Origin of the sequence: Veillonella parvula DSM 2008 (assembly GCF_000024945.1) — a bacterium.
Classification (GTDB): Bacteria; Bacillota; Negativicutes; order Veillonellales; family Veillonellaceae; genus Veillonella; species Veillonella parvula.
On sequence record NC_013520.1, the window covers coordinates 2,058,512 to 2,081,174 of the forward strand.

Genomic DNA, 22,663 nt, shown 5'->3' on the forward strand with positions numbered 1-22,663 from the left:
TATTCCTCACTTTGTATCACGCATATAGTAAACAATGAGGTTGCAAGCTGTTAGCAAAGCTTTACAATCTTCTTCTGATTGAATCCATCTATGAATAGCTGTAACAAAGTTTTTATATGATTCATAGGTAGGATTATTTTTCTTAGGTTCTAATCTAGCCAATAAATAGAGTATACGAGCCACATTAATATGTTTGCCTAAAGCTCTATCATTTAATATACCTTGTAACAATTCCATCAACTTATATATTAGGCCTTTACCTAATTTCATTTTTGAGTCTTGCACCTCATTAATGCCTGGAATAACAAATAATTGATCTAGTGTATAGAGCTTATCTTCAATGACATTATTAATGAGGTCATCCCATTTATATACATGTCGGCATATACGCTCTTCACCGTTTGAGTTTGTTTCAAATCCAAATAAAGCAATACTATCTTTGCCATCATTATCTTTAGCAACACTTTCAAGTAAACCTGTAATTGCAGCCATTTGGCTAATTGGATAGGATGGAGAGAATAGAGCTAGGCCAGCAGACATAGTAATTTTATTATCTGTAACCTCTGCCAGTTTTTCACGAATATCAATGACTAATTCTAATAATTCGTCCCATGCACCAACAAGGAATACATCGTCACCACCGGAGTAAATAACGTGAATTTTTCTAGTCGTAACTTTTTTATTAGCCCAAATAGTAAATGGTGTAACAGATCTACCAAAACCTTGCACATCACCTTGAGCCATTTTATTAACAGCAACCTTAAAGAACATTGCTAAATCACGAGATAAGTCAGCATAGCGTGATAAAGTACCATATTTAAATTTATCAGAGCCCTCAGAAATAAAGCCTCCGGTAAAAGCAGCACCAAGGTTATCTACGTCTGCTCGTAATACACCAAGTCGCTTAATGCCTTTATCCTCCCCTAAGCCACTAGATGCGGCAAGTTCTTCAAATTCATAAACTTGACCATTATCCTTGCGTGCTACATAATCTGCTAACCAAATACGATTGAATATATTATGTCCAGTTTTAGCTGTATTCTTAGAGTAAATTCTAAGAATCTCATGACTAGATTCGAACTTCTGTAATGATGATTCAGGGACCACATAAAGATATACCTTCAGATTATCCGCATCACTACTCAAATTGTTAAGATATACTTCAACCTTAGGAATACTTTCATTATCATCACTCGTATTAGGGCTAGCTAATACAAAGACCGTATCTCGACTGTCAACAATTTGTTCCCCTAAGTGATACAAGCCATTACAAATTGGACAAGCCTCAGCATCGGTATCCTTACCATAAGGCGATAATGTTGCTGTTGAAGTGTGACAAATGAAACATTCCCGCTCGCCATGAAGAACTGTATTATACGTACTATTTGGATTAAATAGATCTGTTAGGTGCTGTTCAGAATATCGTTTAGCCTTAGCCTCACCAACAGATTGGCTCACCTTACGGAATAATGTACGTTGCGATTGAATTAACTCGGCAGCTGTTGCGGTAGCGGAACCAAGCGCTAAATACAATTTAGTACCAAATACTGTTAAGAACCATTCATTAATGGATTTTTCCATAGATTCAATGGCAGTACAAGTTTTTGTTGTATTAGGAGCCAATACATAAAAATGACCGCCACCATTGTAAATAAGATTTGCCCGAGTTAACTGCAATGTATCTAATAGTTCATCTACAATTTGTTCCATTAAAATTTCTAAATAGAATGAGCGACCACGTAATGATTTCAATGCACCTTTAGACGGAATCGTATAAATAAAATTCTGAATGCCAGAAATATCTCCAGATATTAATCGAAACGCTGGCATTTCACGAAACTTTTTAGAGTTCTGATAACAGTATTCTTTATAATCAGTAATGCCTTGTTCCTCAAAATAATGCACCATACTATGTGCCACGGCAGCTGTTATCTTTGAGTGCATATACAAAGAAATATCATTGGTTTGATCTGTTGCCGTACTAGATGGCATATAAGATATAGTGTCTTCATAAATTCTCAGCAACTCATTAACGGACATCTTATCTATTGGTTGTTGCTGAAAGTTCTGTACTAATACATCATATAGTGCCTTATATTTATCACTTGGTGCGCGTATCGTTTTATCATTTTCAGGATAATTAAAGTGGTCCGACACATCAATGCCACGTAGATAATACTGTAAAGGTTGAGTACTAGTTTTATCGCCAAATACACGGAAGATTGATTGAAGCGGTAACTCTTTATCAAACTTCTGTGTAGAGGTATTTTCACCTTCCTCAAGATCTCGACGATTTACAGCTGCAGCAATATTATCTGCTTCGTACACAATGTATGCATAATCATCATTTTTTAGTTGAGCTGTACTAAGCTCTTTCCCGTGATGATACTTCAAACAATGAGTAATACTTTGCTTTAAGCCCATATCGGAAAAATAGGGTTCAATGAAAGCAGCGCCGCGCTTAGAATGTGCATCGGTTCCCTGATTAGCTCGATACACGACTTTGCCGATATCATGAAGCAATGCACCCTTTACCAGTGCATCCCATTTACCCATTACATCGCCTCCAAACTCTACTTAAGAAATAAAAAACCTATTGACTTCATTATATATTCATTTCTGTTTAAAACCAATAGAAAAACCATCCGATTTATACAAAAAAGCCAGTATATTCACTAAAAAGAATATACTGGCTATATTTTTATACTTATATGAGTTTTTAACATAAAAACCGGCCCCAAATGGGGATTATTTAATTTAACTAGAATTAGATGAAGTATCTGTAGCTGATAGCACTAGACTGGTTTCCGTCCCCATCAGGGGATTATTTAATTTAACATTGTAAAGATCAAGAAGGAACTTATTCCATATATTTCAGCAAGTTTCCGTCCCCATCAGGGGATTATTTAATTTAACTAACTTATAATACTCCTAGATTGAATGCTATTAAAGTTTCCGTCCCCATCAGGGGATTATTTAATTTAACAAACCAAGTATTGCAACTCTTATTAAAAAAGATGAGTAAATAAGTTTCCGTCCCCATCAAGGGATTATTTAATTTAACCCTGTCTCTGAAACAACAGATATTTACTGGTTCCAAAATGCAAAAAACGGCGGAGATTGCAAATTGATTTTAAAAGGCACTTTAGCAAGCTAAAATAATGTCTTTTAACCGCACCACTATCATAACGGCGCAGATTTGGTTTTCCGAGTTTTAAATCTAGCTATATTATACCATAAACAAAAGAAATAGAACCATTGGCATTAGTGAGATAACTCTATCAATATATCAAACTAAAAATAATGGTTCTATTAATATACTATAAACGTTAATTGTTGTTGCAACCTAATCACTGATACTTGTGGTATGCTTGAAGCTTACTCGTTTCAATACCGTAAACGGTAAGTGCTGTTGCAACAGGTGCAGATAGAAAATATCGTCGCCCTTGGAAGTATTATGTTTCAATACCGTAAACGGTAAGTGCTGTTGCAACTCTTCAATTTCAATACTGGAATTGATTTCTACTTCACGTTTCAATACCGTAAACGGTAAGTGCTGTTGCAACTGTAAAATCTTTACAAGATACCACTAAGACAGCGGTAAAGTTTCAATACCGTAAACGGTAAGTGCTGTTGCAACCGACAATATTGCAATGGATCAAGTTCGTAACGATGCAATGTTTCAATACCGTAAACGGTAAGTGCTGTTGCAACTGTCAAGAGAGGAGAATAATATGAACAGACAAAAAAAGAATGTTTCAATACCGTAAACGGTAAGTGCTGTTGCAACTGAAGAGCAGTGAAAGTGTACAATCTGTTATGAAAGAATGTTTCAATACCGTAAACGGTAAGTGCTGTTGCAACTTATTCAAAGTAATCGTTCTGTACAATCTATTAGTAATTAGTTTCAATACCGTAAACGGTAAGTGCTGTTGCAACAGCAGGCCTCAGTAGTCCAGTATTCATGGGGCTTAAAAATAGGTTTTGGCAAACCTCACACCGTAAACGGTCAGATTGAGCTCCCATGGGATTAAAAATGCCGATGAGCATAGGTAAATACTGGTGGTAAATGATTTTTCTAAGGTTACAGTAATTATAAGATTTTTCAGATTTTGCGTCAATATTTAATTCATTTTCTTTTCAATATATTCTAAGGAAATACTATTAATAAAATTTTGATAGTTATTTTTTTCAATATATAGTTTAAATAAAAGAACCCTCCTAACGTTTTATTAGGCGAGTTCTTTTTATTCTTTAAGGCATAAAGATCATAACTATATAGTTATGTTTTATGCTCATAACCTCAATCTATAAATAAAATTTTGTATGGAAGTCTTTATAAAATAGGTATATAAATTTTTCTATATAGTCACTACTTATACATATAAAATAGATACTTATCTAATACTTTTTTATATTCTTCTATGGTGTCATAAGTCACAATACTATCTTTAATCCAATCTTCAAATTTCAAATCTGGTCCACTATAACCGAAGTCTTTGTAGGTCTTCCATATCCCACCATGTTGTTCTTCGTATTGTTCCCAGCGTGCTTCGCCAAAAGAAGCCATGGAAAGGGCTTTGTGATAGTGTTCTTTTGCTATTTCTATATTTCCTAACGTTTCATTAACTTGAGCTATTATATAGCAATCGAAGAAAGGCCATGTATATCCACTAGGTGCATCCTCCATAGGTTCTTTCTTATTAGGAAGAGCCATATCAAATTCTTTTTTATATTTCTCGGCTCGTTGCATATCTCCAAAATGAACAGCTAGCTTAATCATATAGTTAACACATAGCTCATAGTCATTTATACCATAGAAAATAGGTATATAGTCCTGTTTTTCCCATTGTTCTACCAATTCATTCCAAAATTCTTTATCAATATCATCTAAGTAGAACGCCCACAACGCTTTCACCCATAAATAGAAATCTCTATTAGAATAATTTTCACAATATTTACCATCTTCACCGTATAACAGTATATTCTTTTGTACTTTGTAATCTGAATCTATCCCTAATATTGGTGGATACAGCTCTTTAATATAACGCTCATAGCCAAGTTGATTATTCGTTTCTATGTAATAATGTAGCAATGCATAGCGTAAATGTTCTGTATTAAAAGCATGTTCTGGATCGTCTAAATTCTCAAAAATAGAATCTATATGTTCTTTATACAAAACTGGGTCTTGCTGTTGCATAATCATTAAATCTTGTAGTATTGGCTCTATTCTTTCATCTCCTAAACAAGCATAGGCTAGTGCTCGATACCACTGAGATATGCGAGATACTTTCACCAAATACTCAACTTGCCAAGTATCTGTCGCAGAAATTTGTACCTTTGCAAGTTGCACATCTAACTTGTCTACAATCGGTAAAATATCGGCATACATGTATCTATTAAAAGCATGTCGACATGCATCAATCATACAATAAAATGTACAGCACAGGCGAACGTCTAGAGTTAGTACAGTTGCTAAGTCTTGCTGCTTATAAATGTCTCGACCATCTATCTTTTTTTCACATATTTCCTCAAAAATAGACTGCACTGTCTCATCATAGGTGAGTATAAAGTTAAGATAGTCCTTACGTTGCTCATCTTTTGGAGATAACTGAACTAACAGCTTTTCTCGTGTAAGATCTTTTACAAGGTTATCAAGTAAAGGTCCTACAAGATATTGTTTCTCATAGCCGATTACTCCATCGTCATAGGATGGAAACTCATCATTATAAACGTTAAGAATCTGTAAATAATCATGTATAGCATAAGCATCTAATATTTTATCTACCCAAATATTACATTCATCATAAATGGATATGCTAAAACATCTATTGTTAATCATAAAACACTTATGTAAACTACAACACATCTCACAGACAAATGGATCCTCTGTTAAAGCAGCTAACTGTTCACTCTCTGTATCACCTTCCATGGCTTGTACCATGTAAGCACCAAAGGCATCAGCGATTAATAGGAACTCTGTATTAATTATCGTAGGTTCGTCCATGGTATGGGTATTGGAAATTGAGGAAACCGACAATGGAGATGGTACTGCTTCACGCTCGAGATCTTCCAAAATCTGTTGAACTGTTGTGACAGATAAGGGGGTATCAATATGAAATGCACCGTCTAAATAACCAAAAAAAGCATCTGGTTCAAAGAAGACCTTTAAAAAATATCTAAGCATATGATCGAATATATACTGAGCCTCCTCTTTAGAAGATTGATGTGTTGGGAATAGCATATCCCTACCTCGATAGCTTTTATACATAGGATAAATAGTATAATATCCATCACGAGGTTCAGATAATAATGGTTCCCCATTATAGGTACCATGACTAATAAACTCTGGCAAACAATTGATAACTTCTGTTCGCAACTCCTCTATAGGCTTTCCCCAGTCATTGCAAAGTGCTTTTACAAAAGCACGAATACGTTTACGTTCTAAATCATACCTTTCTCGAGCTGTCTCCACATCCTCTTGTTCATCTTCTAAGAAACATCGATCTGGTACATAATAATCCAAAGCAAGTAAAAATGTCGTTGTTTCCTTTCCTTCTATGGGTGGAAACAACGATGGACGAATATCATTAAATATACCTGTTGTACTTAAGGTTAAAAATCTCATAGATCCTCCCTGTACATAATACTACATAATAAGAAACTCTCTTTATACAAACGTTTTAACATATAACAACCAATTCCTATCATTGTCAAATCCTATTTCTCTATTTACCACATTCTGCAACTGATTCCACAGCCATTACGGTCAATCCTAGCTTCCGAAGATAGTTAATAACCTCAGGATTGTCTTCGTGAAAGCATAAGTCCTCAGGCTCACAACCAAAGAGTGCACAGAAATCCTGCACAGCATGAGCTACATCATCCTCTGTTTTATTGCTAAAGCGAATCGCTCTATATTCGGTAATCTTATGGTATCTTAGTAACATACGCACCCGTTCAGGATTGGCCACAGTCCACAGGGCACAACGTTCACTACCATAGGTAACAAGCACACGTGCTACAGATTCGTTCAGCTGAGATACCTCTAAATGGCGTTCCACATAGTCCTGTTTGAGTCTAGTAATATGCATTACTTCACCCTTTGTCAGCTGAGGATAGCATTCCTGCACAATTTCACGTGTGATGCGTGGCACGACCTTACAAGGTTCTAAGTCCACACAGGCCAAGGCATGTACATAGCCCGCTATATTAAGTTCGTCGGTGAACACCAAGGTGTTATCTACATCTACAATGTGAAACATAAGAACCTCCTTTAGTCATATTAAACATTAAAATAGTTTTTGCTGTGCCTCTAATGCAGGATTCACAAAACTTACGAGGTCATCCACCATTACCGAGCTATATCCTGTCGTACCGACTCCACTTGGATTTGTCACCAATTGTTTTGCTTTTTGCTGTGAAAGTAGGCTACGGTTCAATTTCATCTCAAGTACTTCGCCATCTGTCGTTTCATCATACATGACACAGGCTAGATGTCCATAAGAGTGTGCTTTACCCATAGCATGACGGGAGCCACTATCTCCATCTCGGCCTTCATAGCTAGCGATGAGCACTACAGCCTTGGCAAATAACGCTTGCAACCGATCTCGCTCTACATAACGATTAATCGCTTCATGACGACTGCGCGGCCCATTGTAGTATTCAGAAATAACAAGACCACCTTTTTCGATAATTTGATGGGCCATGTCCCGATGGTCTGCCGGTGAAATAGCATTTAATGGTGATGGCAAAATGGCAATCGTCTTTCCTCCACAGTCCATGCAAACCGTATGCCCAATGGCATCGCAACCTTTTGCAAGGCCGCTTACGATATGTTGTCCGTGATGGACTAAGTGCTCAACAATCTTACTTTCACGAGCAATGAGAGCCTCGTTCGGTGTTGTATAACCAATGACTGCCACATTCCGATTCAAATCACGCAATAAAGACAAGTCACCCTTATAAAATAAGAGATACGGGCGATCCCCTTTAGGGACGCTTTCATTAATAACTGGAAACTCCGCATCAAAGCAGCATACCGCACCATCCATCCAGTCCATGTCATCTACCGCAACGGATAGGTCATGCACTACATCATCGATATCAGTAATGTCGCTCATCATGGCGAGGAATTCATCCTCTGTTTTCCAGTTATCGTGAAAGCTTTTTCTCGTTGTAATGCGGCTCGTCGTATTATGGACGGCCCAAATTTTTAAAGCTATCGGTGAAATGTTCATATTATGCCCCTTTTCTATAAGAAGAACGACGGTAGGTGTACGCTACAGCGTAGAATACAACACGAGCTGCGCCCGCATCATATAATGCCTGAATACAATCCTCATCAACGTTCACTGTTTTTGTATAAATATCATCAATTAAAATAACCGTTTTGCCTCGAACTGCATCGGCGTCGATATGACAAGTGTCATTTGTAATGCCCACATAGGGCTCGCTACCGCAATTATCAAAGCCTGGCAAATTTTTATGAATATGTGTTGTCTTCGTATTTGTATGTCGCATAATACAGCCGATGCCATCTGTGATACCTGAGTATCCGTTGGCCTGTAATATTCTGACACACTCTTGCACCGCATCGCGGAAGCCTAGCTGGTTAGGTGACATAAAGGCTTTAGCTCTAGGTACAACGGCAACAACCACCTCCTCAAGCTTTTCAGCCTTCATGATATCGGGAATATCCCTTTTTACTCTATCATACACTTCCTGACGGGCAGATTTTAGGACACTAGGACAATAGTTGTTCAATGTATTTTTTAAAGTATTAAGAAAATCAGGATTTCCTGGCTCACGAAAACGCAAATACAAATCACGGTAATAACCAACACAATCACGAGATAAATATTCATTGCTAGATAAAGTAAAACGTCTAATTAACTGTTCCATATGAACCTCCATTTATAAAAACTACATAATTATTGTTAAACCTGTGGAGTGCCCATCACTCAATTTCAAACCGTCAAGGACGGTCTCCAAACAAAGGAGATTTATGTGTGTAGAGAGGAGAAAATTTATTTTTAAAAGGAGAACTATCATACTACTTGATGTTTCAACCCCTCAGGTTTAACTTGTGTGTTCATTATACGAGTTATACGAAAATGGAGATAATCAAAAAAACTAGGAACCAAAAAAGAGGTCTCAAAGGCATCTATAACAGATGCCTTTAAGACCTCTTTACTTGAGAGTAACTATATTTGAACTCCAATTGAGTTCAGTTTGTATGGGTTATAAACCCTATTTGTTTTGTAATGTCACACGCACTTGACCAAGACTTTGGCTAGACAAACGACCTATGCCACAATGCTGTCCAAAAAGAGCCAAAATCGTGATAAGTTGATTTTCCTCTTCTGTTAGTTTAGAGATATTAAAGGTAAACTTACCTACAAAACCAGTAAGCCCTCGATCTCGACCATAAAATACTCGTTTTGTATGTCCTTCCCAACGTTCAAGGGTTACTTTTTCAGCAACGGTCCGTATTAGGTCTTTGTCTAATACATCCGCCATATCTCCAGCATTCCATTTGTCTACTAGAGAGGAGAAAATAAGACTTGATGTAGGGAACGTTATATCTCCATATGTTCCATTAAAGGACGTAGGCATCATCACCTCAAAGGTAATGCGTTTCGCCTGTTTTGCAGAAAGGCGACGGCTGATTAGCTCCAACTCATTATCTACCTTCAAAGGTAAATTAAATGGTACTCCATACCGAATCCCTATGATGGTAGTACGTAAACGCCCAAAGACTACCTCTAAGCCCTCAGATATACCTTCTAGTAATCCCCATAACTCACTATGCCATACAGAAACATGTAAACATAAGATATCCCCACGTCGAATGATATTATCTTGACGAGGCTCTTTAAAGGATAATTGTAGTGAGAAAGGCTTTATTCCTTCCATATCATGCCACCATGTAGCCTCATCTGCATCTGCATGACTAAGAATAGAGAAAAGTGCCGCATGTAGATATCGCCCAGGAAAGGCAGGCAAGCTGCCTCTATTTTGAGCTTCTAAAGCAATAGTAACTATGCCTAGCATTATTTAGACCACTTTGCAATGAAGGATTTAGGTGTATCCAACTTGCTACGGAATCTGATACGAGAATCCATTTTATTATTCTTAATAGTCATCATAGAAATACCTTCAGTCCAGTTTTTAGCTGCATTTGGGCCATTAGCAATATTCCAATCTAGCATCATGAATAAATCATCTAACATAGCTTTATAAGAGGATATGTTAGAACCTAGTACATTATCGCAATACCGAGTGAAAGATTCTACATACTCATTAGGAGTAGTTGTACTATCTCCAGTATTCCAAGTATCACCACCGAATAGGCTGTCATAGCGTTCTTTACTATCGAAAACCGTTACAGCAGACTCTAGTTTAATACTACCAAAACCGATAGATTTCCCCATACCAAGTTTATAGTATGTACGACGATTACCGCCAGAGTAATGATCTAAATCTAGGGACATCAACAATGCACCTAGCTCAACGCTGCTTAATCGGTCAAAATGAATGCGGCTTTTAAAGGTAACACCAGTATCAACTGGACGGATTTTACGAGTACCTTGAATGGCTTTTTCCGCTTCTGTACGAGTCCAATCTTTTGCTTTTGCTAAAGGTTGATGCCAGTACATTTTATAACCGCGAATGGACGCCCCTTCATGCCCCCAATGGTTATAAGTAAAGTGATTATCTACATCTTGCTCTAAATACAATTGAAAGGATGTTGGATTAGGCCCCATCAATGGATGTGGGTAATCAGATTGGCACATTCTCACAGGGCCTACAACATGAGCATCGGAGAATGACAAACGACCAGACCAATTATCACCGTAGCCAAAAACGCTATCACAAAGGTCAATACCATTATTATGTTGTTCTAATGTAGTTGGCAAGTGGTCACTAATTTTCAAATCATATGCAATACGATAGAATCGACCATGGCCAAAATGCTCTACAATACCGTCTTTTTCAGAGAAGAAACATGGCACTACAAACTTAACATCATTACAACGAGTATATTTTTTTGCTGCATCACCAGATTTACCGACTTTTTTATCCAATAGATTTAATGTACCACGGTTTTTATCGTCTTTATAACTGTCGATACATTCTTGAAGAATCGGAATACGCTTACCTTCAAAATTACCAGGTCGAGTAATGCGCATATAAGACTTTTTAGAATTCATTCTACCAGTATGGATGTTTACATATTGATTCGTCCAATCAATAGACGGAGTATCTTTTTTCTTTTGCATTTCATAATCGTCAGAATACGACATTTTTCTAGATTCACTAGGTACAGCAAAATAGTTATTGTCTACAGTCTGGATAATAAAACCAGGTGTTGCTTTTGTAGCCGCCTTCATTTCACCTTTGCCATTCTTTTCCATCCCTACCATACGAGAAGCGTAGTATTCTTTGAGGGATTTAATAGAGCTTGCAAAATCACGAAAATAAAGATATCTATCTTCGAAATCACCAAGCCCCGTTCCCCGTTGGTATGGTCTAAAGCTACTAGCTGTAACAATCTTGAAGATTTGTTTTACCATACCTTTAAGGCTTGCCCCCGGAATTGTAGGATTATCTTGGCCGCCATAAAATTCAAGTGGTGTATCCTCATCTTGTTTAGATGGCCCCCCAATGAATAATGGTGTTTCAGTAGTAATCGTAAGGTCGATATAGCCTGTATGTGTGTCAGCTTGTTGTACATGATCACAGTATGCTTTTAGCACATCTTTTGTAACCCCTTCAAAGTGACCATTATAAAACTCAGCTGGAATTACATGCTCTGGCAAGCGTACAAAATTGTACGCTGCACTTGCTGGCTCACTTGGGTATTTGCTGTTACCACCACTGCGATTGCCGCCTTGATTATTGTAGGAATTATTATAGCCACCAGAGCGATTTTGTCCACCGCCACGATTGCCACCGGAATGTCTTTCATTGGCTACTTTTTCAACATCCATACCTGGATTATTTCGTGCAAAGAAGGCCGCACTAGCAGCATGTCTATTTTTACTTTTACCTTTACCAGCCATACTAGACCTCCTTATCTACGATTTTGACATATCGATAATCTGTATAACTCGCTTGATGATTATCTAAATAGCCAATGTAATTACGTGTTGTTAAATAACAGTATTGTTTTGTTGTGGACACAGGGATAATTTGTGAAAGTTTACGGCCTGTATCAACTAAGCTTGTAAAGCCTTCTACTCGATTCAACTGTGTACGACCGGCATCAACTTCACCAATCATACGGGAGGAAGAGTCCACGTACGTTACAGGTTCACCAGTTTCATCATTAATATAGCGATATACAATCTCGCCATGTTGAACAGTGAGACGTAACTCTTCACTTTCATTAAAGATACGCATATCTTGTAGATACGCCAAGTCTACATTAGTCGTACCATCAGAAAATAAGAAAGCACCTTGCTTGTAATAGCCCCATTTAACTTTATGGACAGACCACGTAATCACTAAGCCCTCTTGTTTCATCTGTTCTTTTGCTACAGCTAGTACATTCACATTAGCTGTAGGACCACATATGCCACAAGTACGTGTATATACACCTTCATGGCTATATAATTGTTTACTCATGAGCACCCTCCTTAGCTAACATTGTGTCTTCTGTAGATTGATGTAATGCTTGTACCAAAGCTTCAAGTTTAGTGGATTCACCTTCCGTAACCTTACCAGTACCATCGATACCATAGCTTTCACCATGATATTGAACCGCAACAGAGTTACCTTTAATGCGGCCATAACCGATTGTACGATTAGCGCCCAACGTAATTTGACCTGTCATAAGATCTTTTACAAGGAGTAGCACAAGGCCCGCCTCACTATCACTGCAATCTTTAACAGTCATGCGCAATGGGAATACTAACTGTTTACCTTTACCCTTACGTACAGGATGGTCTTGGAATAAAGCACCATTCATGGCACCACCTGTAAAGCGATCCACTCGAATGCGAGGTTGTTCCTCTTGTGTAAAAGATTTATCAAAGTAAACTTCATCTACCATGACACGACCTTTACGGCTTTCATTTGTTTTTTCAATGCTATAGCCAAAGAGTGCATCCACCGCTTGATTGCTACGGCCTAATGCCTGTAGTATACGGCTACAATAATGACGTAATACGCCCTTAATGGATGTACCTGGAATAAAGAGAGCTACGGACTTATCTTCCCAAGCCTCTTCAAAGATAGATTTAATAAGAACTGTATCTTCTAAATAGCATTCCATATTGATAACAAGATCTTTATCGGCAACCATACGTCGCTCAGGAATAGCAACGGATGTACCCGCTTTACGTAGTAACCACCCTTTTACATGTTCTGGCTTAGTGAAGTCATAATGCTCTAAAGAAATATCTTTACATGCTATGCGGCCTAAACCATTCACCGTACGAGCACCAACGGAGATGCCATTTTTAAGTAGATTAGCTAGTGCTACCAGAGCTCGCTCAATCTTATCCACTTGATTTTCGTGACATTGACGAATCACGCAATCGATATGCAATCGACCAGTCGCACCAGACTCGATGACTTCGAAGTTATATTTTGCGCCATCTTTAGTAACACCACGCACATCGTCTATACAGATGCCATCACGTACAACAATATTTGTATTATCTAATGAAATATCATTGATCTGTAATGCGCTTTGTGTACCTTTGTCATCAATGGAACCAAATAATACATCTTCAGATACAGGTTCAAGGCCTTGAATCGCTTGGCGCAATACGCCTGCTAAGGATGTCCCAGGAATGAATGGTTGTCCATCGTGATAGGTTACTACAATATCGTCTACAGTATCATTTAAAATATCATTACTAACACCAGCTCGAATAACGAGAGGGCTTGTGAGTTTGACAGTACCAGTTAGAGTGTACCGCCCCATTACACTTGCAGAGTTTAACATACGACGGTCCTCCTTACTTAATCTTTCTAATATGTCTAAAGAAATATGTCCAATATTCGTAGGCCACTACATTTGAAAGTTTTTGTTTGTCGAGCCCTACCATATTGACTAATTCAGCAGGAATTTCGTAGTATGTTCCACTTTCACCAGATTTTGCCAAACAAGCTACCACTAATGTAGGAGCATCAAAATCAATAATATACTCCATCAAGTTAACACTCTTTGTTTCACTCCTCGTATAGGCATGCTCTAAATGGAACTCACGCAAGTTCTTTTCAATAACTCTAGGCTCATTTTTCTTTTGCCCTTCTGCCTTCTTGTCTTTCAAGAATTGTTGTAATTGCTTATGACCAGTTTCATGATTTGTACCAAGTTCAGTCAATAGTACAGATGCAAAATGCTTAAATATACCACTTCTAGACATAGTACGTTTAATATACGTATCTACATCGTGAGCAGCACGCAAACGAGCATTTACAATAACTTGTTTTTCCAATACCTTTTTTGCAATTTCTTGTGTTGGCGTATGTAAAGATTTGAGCTTAGGTGCTTCTTGCTTACCTAATTTCACCATCTTGAACTCGCCAGGAGTCCATAAACGGCCTTGCCCGTAGCCCTCTTGAAGTCGAGTACCCATACCGTTATACAAGATATTTTGTAGTTTATCTAGATCATCTTGAGACCAACCAGATTCCTTTACAAGCTCTACGATACTACCAGCAGATGCAGACGCTTCAGCACTACTACGAACGCCCCAAATACTATTAAAGCTTTGCTCCTCTTGATAAGAGGCAAACACAGTACCTACAGAGATATCTGAACCAATCGGTTGTACTGCTTGTGCTACTACATGACTAATAGACTCATTGCCTAACACTAATGGCGTATGAAGTCGCACATATACAGAGTTACCAATATTTACTGGCGTTGGAACAACTGTAATATCACCAATTTCAACGAGACAATGACCATATTCAGTACGACGAGAGCGCCCGATATGACAATCCAACTGTTTAGGGAATTGACGAACAAACTCCTCTAATGCAGCTTTAGGCCCCACCACAGAACCTACAAATACTTGATTTGGCTCAATGTATTCATAGTTAAAAATATTTCTGCCCTCATTACTGCGACCTTGCACACGTTCTTGCTCTAAGGAACGAGACATATGTAATTTAATAGCCGTTTCAATTTGTACAGGACTACATTCTTTGCCATCTACAATGACAAAACCTTTAACACCTTTAAAACCCAAAAGATCTTTACCGGTGTAGAAGTCTACGGCATCATCACTGGCATAGCCTTCTGCATTTTTGTTCTTTTGTAAGCTCAACGGTGCTGGGAAGGACGTACCTTTTGGCGTATGCTTATAGGCAGCAACAAATCGTAAGTCACCATAGAATAACTTCATAAAATCCTGGTTTTTATGAGCTTCTCTACCAAGTTTATGAGAGAAAATAAACTGAGATGCAAAAAGACCTCGCAATACGCGACCATCAATGGAGCCTCGTGTAGATGTTAATACACCAGCTGTAGAGGAATTCGCAATAAGCGTTGGGGATTTAACGGTAATCGTAATATTTACTTGTTCCATAATGTACCCCCTAAAGATTCTAAATCAAAAGATGTGTCATCAATTGTGCATTCTACTTGGCCAAAGCCGCGGTTACGTTTGCCACCAATGCCAGTCAAATTACGCACTGCACATGCTAAAATCAATCGTTCTGTTTCCGTCATATCTTCCACATCGATTTGACCACTGAAAGCAAGACCTCTATTGAGAACGCGAGAGTTATGTAACGTCCCCTCTAGTGCTGTACCTGTTACTTGATCGATAGATGTGTAATAACGCATAGATGTATACTCTTCGAGGACACGTTCCTTCGTAAACACTGCTGGATATTGCTCTTCAAGAGCCGCTAATTCACTAGCTACAACCTCATAGTCAGCAATTGTTAAATTAGAAATAGATAATCTAGGGTTATCCTCTGCACCTTCAAGTCGATTAAATAATACCTTTACATTATCAATGGTAAAAGCATTCAAACCGGCAGCATTCATCATTTCAGCTACTTCAATGGCACTTTCATATAAAACACCACGCACACGTTTAGCAGGAATAAAAGGAATTCCATAACGATCATGGACGATAGTGCTGTCCGTGTTGACATCGCCTTGGCCAGACATAAGCATCGTTGGCGACAATAATTTAATAGTTAATGTGTACATACTTACTCCAATCCAGGCAAAACATAATCCATTAATTCTATGGCATCAACATATGGCGTACGCATTTTACCATCCACCTTAGCCCACAGTTTTTCTTTGAAAGCATCCCAACCAGATACAGTAGGCATAAATTTATTAGTGTTGCGCAGCTGCTCGAGGAATACAGTCCACATATGTTCATTATCTTGTAATACAGAACGCAATTCTTTGACCTTATTATGAGCCAGTAACTCACCTGAATATGCTTTATCCTTAACCAAAATAAATTGATGTGTACACTCTAATAATTTTGAAAGAGCAAATATATCTTTTTCAGCCTCAATATTATCATTAAACACTTGATATGGCCCAAAATGCATATTCCCTGTTAAACTGCTATATTCATTAGCGAAAAACTGCCCCAAGGTAGGTGCTGTCTCACCATGAAGGAAGGCAAAATCCATCCAACAAGACTCATTAACCTTGTGCACCGCATTATATTCACGCATTTTAGATTTAGCGCTATCGCAAAGCTGCTCTGCCATTTCATAGCCTCTAAAGAATGGGTAAGACGTAGGAATTACAGCAATACCAGCGCAAGAAGAAATGGATATGCCATTCTTATCACTCAAGAGTTGTTGCATTAAATAGTGAGAGGCTTGCACTGCAATACGAGCATTGCAAATAAAAGTAATATCATCGCCACCAATGATAATCGGACGGATTGGCAACATATTTTTAGACAATTCGAGGTTTTCATCAAGAATATCGTATTTATCAATAATCCATTGCACCAATGCTTTAAAGCTCTCCAATGTCTTTGTAGCTACACGTTTAGAAAGAGCACTGCGTTCTTCTAATGTTTTACATTGTCTAAAGTGAGCACCCATGTTATTACCATCGATATGAACAATAGCAATATCATTAATTCCTGTTTTACTCTTTTCGGTAGATTGGTTTTGACCTAACTCTTCAAATTCAGATGGAAATACCCAATCAGTCGTTTCCGTACCAAATAAGTCTATTTTTAAACGGCTATTCGCAGCCTCAAAGGCTTTAAATTTAGCTGTGAAGGATGTAGCAACTAAGCGCTTGTCATCACCAAAGCTTTGCGTTGTATCTGCTACATCACCACTGAAATCACAAATGGTTGTCAAACCTGTATTAGCAGGATGCACTATTGGATTCAATGCAAATTGATTAGATTTCAATTGTTTATATAATTTGCCGAGATCTGCAGAAAACTGTATTCCATCAAGAGTAATGTAACCAGTTGTGGCACCTACTTTTAGCCCTGGATACTGCACCAAAACTTGAGTCGTAAATTTCTTAACAATATCTTGAACCAAACTTTCATGTTTATCATCTATAAGAACAAGAGCATTACCGCCGCCAATATACGCAACGTATATAGGTTTTGGAAGAGATGTAATGCTGTCACTACGTGTCAACCAAGATGTAGTGTCAGCCTCTACCTCAAGCTTATTGATAATTTCTTTACACAATACATCCTCAAACAATCTATCCACAATAAACGATGCTCCAACATTGGCCTTCAATTTATTGTTAGCAAAAATATACTTTTGAATAGACTGCACATCAAACAATATGGCATTTACTTGCATAGGCTCACTCCTTACCTATTAACACAACATTTATAAATGACAATATTCTCGAAATTGAACAAACTGAAAGTTGACGATTTTCTCATTTATGCCTGCTTCGTAAGATTCACTTACCAAACGCTCACTAGTGGCCGCTAATACAGTAATTCCCACTGCTAATAGTCGTTCCACTAAAGCGTGACAGTATATAAATTCCCCCTGGCACAAGACAACCTGTGGATTAAGACTTATAATCCTCCCTGCATATTCCTGTACTAGCTGCCCAATTTCACCAGATGGTAACGCCGGATCAATGAGGGGAAATGGTATATCTACCACCTCGCCATATTGATGAGCTGCTGCCAACTGTTCATCCGACCAATATTGAGAAGGATGATTTGTATGATTGATAAACATAACCACTCCTCACTATACAAACTACAAAACAAAATTCATTTATTATTCATCTTTAATAATAGCAAATCATATAAAAAAAATCACTCATAAATACATGATTTATGAAAGATTTTTCATATTTTATAAATTGTATATAATTACACAAATGTATAGACTGATACCATATTTTTACATATACATCAGCCCCTATTATCAAGATATATTCTCAGATTTTTCAATATCTACTGTTTCATCTAACGATTTGAGATATGAAATAAAAGCTTGTATTTCTTGTTGAATCCATTTTCTTGGTGCTAGATTATCAATGCGAGAAAGTTCCGCTTTCATATAGTCCTCATAAAGCTCCACCCATTTCTTATTGGCCTCCTTAGATAAAAAACACCCTCGTTCTGACAGATCAAAATCTTCAGGGAGTATCATATGACGATTCAATAGTTTTAATACAAAGCGATCGATTATATCTTGTCTAAATATATCCATTACATCGTATACTAAACTATCCTTTCGATTATTCGTGCTATGTAAAACACCTATGCGTACATCTAAACCAGCAGTCAACAAACAGGCACGGACTTCCCGTTCTAAAAACGAATAGCCATAACTCAGGATAGCGTTAACAGGATCAGGGCTAGGATGACGTTTACGACCAGAAAATTCCCATGGTTCAGATAATACATGCCCTAATACAGAAAAATAAGTCCTAGATGCTAAACCCTCTATACCACGTAATGTCTCTACTTTTTTTGTTCTTTCTACACGTTTCAGCAATGCTTGCATCGTTCTATGTACGACCACAAAATTTGGAATGCACTTACTCTTTTTGTACTGATTCAACAAGGCTATCTGACCTTTAATCTTACGACGAACAATATATTTTGCCCCATCTAAGGCAAATTCTTGATTTTGAAAGCATGCTACTTGCCACAATAAACGTTGTAAAGGCGTATGCTCATCCCCTAAGGTCCCTACAAGCTGATACTTATGATCTACAAACTGAATGAGAGAACCTTGCTTCACTAAAGAAAACATAACCTGCGTAGAAATTTGAATCGTTCGACCTAATACAAGATTTGATACAGTCGCTATAGGAATTTCTTTAATAACAGAATGATCTTTTTCAAGTACCAATAATCCTCCATCTTGTCGTATCGATATACCAGGTGTCATTACATATAAAGTTTCTAACATCACAACCTCCTAAAAAATTAAATGATCAACATCTTATCCTCTGTTAATGGAATTATTTTATTACACCATATAGGTGTCTTAGCTGTGTCAGAAATAGAGACGATGAGGAGGCGCCGTGTTTCATCCCCTTGTGTTAACACTTCGAGCCTTTTAGCAATCGTTTCTACTCTAACGTGAGCATGAACACATAAAAACACACTATACTGTATGCGATAACAGAAGGATTCTAAATACTTAACTACCTTATTTCTAATTTTAGTATCAGAAATATCATAAGAAATAAGATACCGCATCAGAACCTCCTGTATCTTTACTTTCTACCATTAGTCAGCGAATCAAAAATCATAAACAATACAATCCCACATAAAAATATCCCTATGAAGCTAGTCATTCCATTTACTCCTTTACTAAACAACAATCATTGAATCTGGTCTTTCACCATAATTATTAGGATCTTCATCCCCTGGCATCAGCACTAAACCAATTTTTACAAATCCCATTATTTTAGCCAAAGTGGGCTCAAAAATAGCTATTATAGCGGCCACAATATAAATACCTGCTAAATAAGTTGGTCCATTTAAATCATGAATACGACGCGATGCAATAGCTAACTCTCGAATAACAGAATACCCTATGATTGACCAACCCAATACCCAGAAAAACTTTGATACAGGGGCAAGACTAATACAAAGACCCCCAAGATAGCCAATACCAATAATCATCAACAAATTCATAAAATAAGAGCGACGATTCATACGCCCTGATAAGGACAACATAGACTTTAATTCTTCCTGTAAATTTTCCATAATACCCTCCTTAATAATCATTCCGTGATGGTAATACAAACCACACCAATAAAGTTAAAAACAACATTGCCATATACTACCTCCTATATAAGACCAATTAAACTTGTTGAGTTCATTATACGAATCATACTGAAAGTGAACTAATCAGAAAAACTAGGAACAAAAAAAGAACTGTATTTTTGTGTGACATACACAAGAACACAGTTCTTTATTATTATGTAATTTTTAAGTTAGATATTCCCATTCTTCGACGCATACCGTAAACGGTAAGCGCTGTTGCAACCTTGGAAATTCACCACACACGGAACATGGACCGGGTTTCAATACCGTAAACGGTAAGCTGAATCCCTTATCACCCTCGTTTTACCTTCACTTCGTTCAGGCACTTGAGATGTGTGGACCTCATCGTCGCTTTGCTCCTCTGCTGTCTCGCACCCTTCTGCACATACCGCAAACGGTAAGTGCTGTTGCAACGTAGAGCTAATGTTTTGAAACTCATTAAGTTCTTTGGGTTTCAATACCGTAAACGGTAAGTGCTGTTGCAACGAATCATCTAAAATTAAAATTGCCGATAGTTATAAATGTTTCAATACCGTAAACGGTAAGATGAATCCCTTATCACCCTTGTTTTACCTTCACTTCGTTCAGGTACTTGAGATGTGCGGACCTCATCGTCGCTTTGCTCCTCTGCTGTCTCGCACCCTTCTGCGCATACCGTAAACGGTAAGTGCTGTTGCAACCTCTTTATGCAAATGCATAAAGAAATTCAAAACTCCCAATAGTTTCAATACCGTAAACGGTAAGAGCGGTTGCAACTTTAGGATTTGTAATCGGATTCGAATTATTTCTAGCGTTTCAATACCGTAAACGGTAAGAGCGGTTGCAACCCAAAGTAATTGTCATTTTGAAGTACAGCAATAATGTTTCAATACCGTAAACGGTAAGAGCGGTTGCAACGAAGCTGCAGACATGGCAATAGTAGAATATTCAACCCCTTCTAGTTTCAATACCGTAAACGGTAAGAGCGGTTGCAACTCTACATGATGCTGAAAATAAGAAAGCAGAACTAGGTTTCAATACCGTAAACGGTAAGAGCGGTTGCAACAGCATACCTCAGAAAGCCAGTATTCATGGGGCTTAAAATTAAGTTTTGGCAAACCTCACACCGTAAACGGTCAGATTGGGCTCCCACTGGATCAAAAATACCGATAAGCATAAGTAAATACTGGTGGTAAATGATTTTTCTAAGGTTACAGTAATTATAAGGGTTTCTCGATTTTACGTCAATATTCTTTATCGTTTTCTTTCTGACTTATGGCTTATTTTTAATTAAATGTAGATAGTATCTAAGTTTAACAATTTTTAACTTAATTTGAATACCTAAAAAAGGATTTAGTCTATCTACTACATATAAAAAGACCTATCCATACATCATCATATGAATAGGCCTATATACAATTATATTCCATCATTATTTCTACTATTAATCCTCAAGATACCAAGCGAATATATACAACAATAATAATCCTATTAGAGTTGACATGTACACCTCTCCTATACTCAATCAAATAATTCGTCTAGTACAAAATCTACTGCTTCATCAACAGCTATTTCTATTACTAAATCCAACAGTTCATCCATATTTTCACCTCATTACAATTAAAACCTTTTAATACAATCCTTAAAACTTACATCTCCTGTTTTCTACTAATTTATATTGTAACAATTGTTTCATACTATTTTCTCCTTGTATTAGTCCTCAAATAATTTACATACTATTAATCCTACGGCAAAGCCTATATATGGATACATACTATCATCTACCTTTCTTAATATATCAACCAACAACTAGTCATCAGACTTAACGGCTTGATATACGGACACACCTAATAATACACCTGCTGCAAAACCTTCCCATGCGGCTGCGGCCGCTGCTGCTGCAAATAATGGTAGCATATTAATTCCTCCTGAAATACATATAAACAAAATAAATCCTTTGACATTTACAATTTTAAATATCCAATTCTACAAGTCATTCATTACCTCCCAACTCATATGACTAAATTAACTATCCATAGTATAACCTTATCAAAGATACAATTGAATTCATAAAAACTAAGGCGAACTATCATCTCTATAATTCAAGTATTTCGCTCTAGGTTACAAAATAATTATAGAATGAAAATCGACAAATCCATATTCAAAAAAACTAAGATGCAAAAAAAGGGTGAATCTAAAGATTCACCCTTTTACATTAAATATGAAAATACACAATCATAAACGATAAAAGCTGTTACCTTGTCACCTTCGTTTTACCTTCACTTCGTTCAGGTACTTGAGATGTGCGGACCTCATCGTCGCTTTGCTCCTCTGTTGCCTCGCACCCTTCTGCGCATACCCTAAAAGGTAAGTACTGTTGCAACCAAAAAGCTCAAGACATACCAAGCCGATTATGTTTATGTTTCAATACCGTAAACGGT

General features: G+C 37.4%; 16 protein-coding genes and 1 CRISPR repeat array. All 16 genes read right to left on the reverse strand.

The features are described 5' to 3' along the window. Positions 1 to 6 precede the first annotated feature (6 nt). The 16 genes from cas10 to VPAR_RS09285 all read right to left on the reverse strand — a co-directional run bounded on the left by cas10 (position 7) and on the right by VPAR_RS09285 (position 20,183). Positions 7 to 2,556 (reverse strand): type III-A CRISPR-associated protein Cas10/Csm1, encoded by a 2,550-nt coding sequence (gene cas10, locus VPAR_RS09210; RefSeq protein ID WP_012865002.1) that lies wholly within the window; start codon positions 2,554 to 2,556, stop codon positions 7 to 9. Between the two features lie 828 nt (positions 2,557 to 3,384). Further along, a CRISPR array of direct repeats spans positions 3,385 to 3,939; the repeat unit is 35 nt; unit sequence GTTTCAATACCGTAAACGGTAAGTGCTGTTGCAAC. A gap of 433 nt (positions 3,940 to 4,372) precedes the next feature. Further along, on the reverse strand, positions 4,373 to 6,628 hold the full coding sequence (locus VPAR_RS09215; protein WP_012865003.1) for a hypothetical protein: 2,256 nt from the start codon (positions 6,626 to 6,628) through the stop codon (positions 4,373 to 4,375). 100 nt (positions 6,629 to 6,728) lie between these two features. Next, positions 6,729 to 7,265 (reverse strand): hypothetical protein, encoded by a 537-nt coding sequence (locus VPAR_RS09220; RefSeq protein ID WP_012865004.1) that lies wholly within the window; start codon positions 7,263 to 7,265, stop codon positions 6,729 to 6,731. A 27-nt stretch (positions 7,266 to 7,292) separates the two neighbouring features. Next, entirely contained in the window at positions 7,293 to 8,240 is a 948-nt protein-coding gene (locus VPAR_RS09225; RefSeq protein WP_012865005.1) for a DNA-processing protein DprA, read from the reverse strand. Between the two features lies 1 nt (position 8,241). After that, complete coding sequence (locus VPAR_RS09230; protein ID WP_012865006.1) at positions 8,242 to 8,904, reverse strand: phosphoribosyltransferase; 663 nt, start codon at positions 8,902 to 8,904, stop codon at positions 8,242 to 8,244. A gap of 348 nt (positions 8,905 to 9,252) precedes the next feature. After that, entirely contained in the window at positions 9,253 to 10,056 is an 804-nt protein-coding gene (cas6, locus tag VPAR_RS09235; protein ID WP_012865007.1) for a CRISPR system precrRNA processing endoribonuclease RAMP protein Cas6, read from the reverse strand. Beyond that, positions 10,056 to 12,068, reverse strand: coding sequence for a TIGR03986 family type III CRISPR-associated RAMP protein (locus tag VPAR_RS09240; protein ID WP_012865008.1), 2,013 nt, complete (start codon positions 12,066 to 12,068; stop codon positions 10,056 to 10,058). Before VPAR_RS09240 ends, cas6 begins: the two co-directional genes overlap by 1 nt. Before the next feature lies 1 nt (position 12,069). Beyond that, complete coding sequence (gene csx19 / locus VPAR_RS09245; RefSeq protein ID WP_012865009.1) at positions 12,070 to 12,633, reverse strand: type III-D CRISPR-associated protein Csx19; 564 nt, start codon at positions 12,631 to 12,633, stop codon at positions 12,070 to 12,072. Then, positions 12,626 to 13,960: an RAMP superfamily CRISPR-associated protein gene (locus tag VPAR_RS09250; RefSeq protein WP_012865010.1), complete on the reverse strand. Its 1,335-nt coding sequence runs from the start codon at positions 13,958 to 13,960 to the stop codon at positions 12,626 to 12,628. The genes csx19 and VPAR_RS09250 overlap by 8 nt, the downstream gene beginning before the upstream one ends. Before the next feature lie 13 nt (positions 13,961 to 13,973). Further along, entirely contained in the window at positions 13,974 to 15,554 is a 1,581-nt protein-coding gene (locus tag VPAR_RS09255; RefSeq protein WP_012865011.1) for a hypothetical protein, read from the reverse strand. After that, positions 15,542 to 16,189 (reverse strand): RAMP superfamily CRISPR-associated protein, encoded by a 648-nt coding sequence (locus tag VPAR_RS09260; RefSeq protein ID WP_012865012.1) that lies wholly within the window; start codon positions 16,187 to 16,189, stop codon positions 15,542 to 15,544. Before VPAR_RS09260 ends, VPAR_RS09255 begins: the two co-directional genes overlap by 13 nt. A gap of 2 nt (positions 16,190 to 16,191) precedes the next feature. Next, a complete protein-coding gene (locus VPAR_RS09265) occupies positions 16,192 to 17,793 on the reverse strand; it encodes a Cas10/Cmr2 second palm domain-containing protein (RefSeq protein WP_012865013.1) in 1,602 nt (533 codons plus the stop codon). Positions 17,794 to 17,823: 30 nt separating this feature from the next. Further along, the gene (locus tag VPAR_RS09270; RefSeq protein ID WP_012865014.1) at positions 17,824 to 18,189 is read right to left on the reverse strand and encodes a hypothetical protein; all 366 of its coding nucleotides are present in this window, start codon (positions 18,187 to 18,189) and stop codon (positions 17,824 to 17,826) included. Positions 18,190 to 18,381: 192 nt separating this feature from the next. Continuing rightward, a complete protein-coding gene (gene cas1, locus VPAR_RS09275; protein ID WP_012865015.1) occupies positions 18,382 to 19,377 on the reverse strand; it encodes a CRISPR-associated endonuclease Cas1 in 996 nt (331 codons plus the stop codon). Between the two features lie 17 nt (positions 19,378 to 19,394). Beyond that, positions 19,395 to 19,670 carry a CRISPR-associated endonuclease Cas2 gene (gene cas2 / locus VPAR_RS09280; RefSeq protein ID WP_012865016.1) on the reverse strand — a complete coding sequence of 92 codons (276 nt, stop codon included), beginning with the start codon at positions 19,668 to 19,670 and terminating at the stop codon, positions 19,395 to 19,397. 114 nt (positions 19,671 to 19,784) lie between these two features. Then, positions 19,785 to 20,183 carry a DUF805 domain-containing protein gene (locus VPAR_RS09285; RefSeq protein WP_012865017.1) on the reverse strand — a complete coding sequence of 133 codons (399 nt, stop codon included), beginning with the start codon at positions 20,181 to 20,183 and terminating at the stop codon, positions 19,785 to 19,787. Positions 20,184 to 22,663: the final 2,480 nt, after the last annotated feature.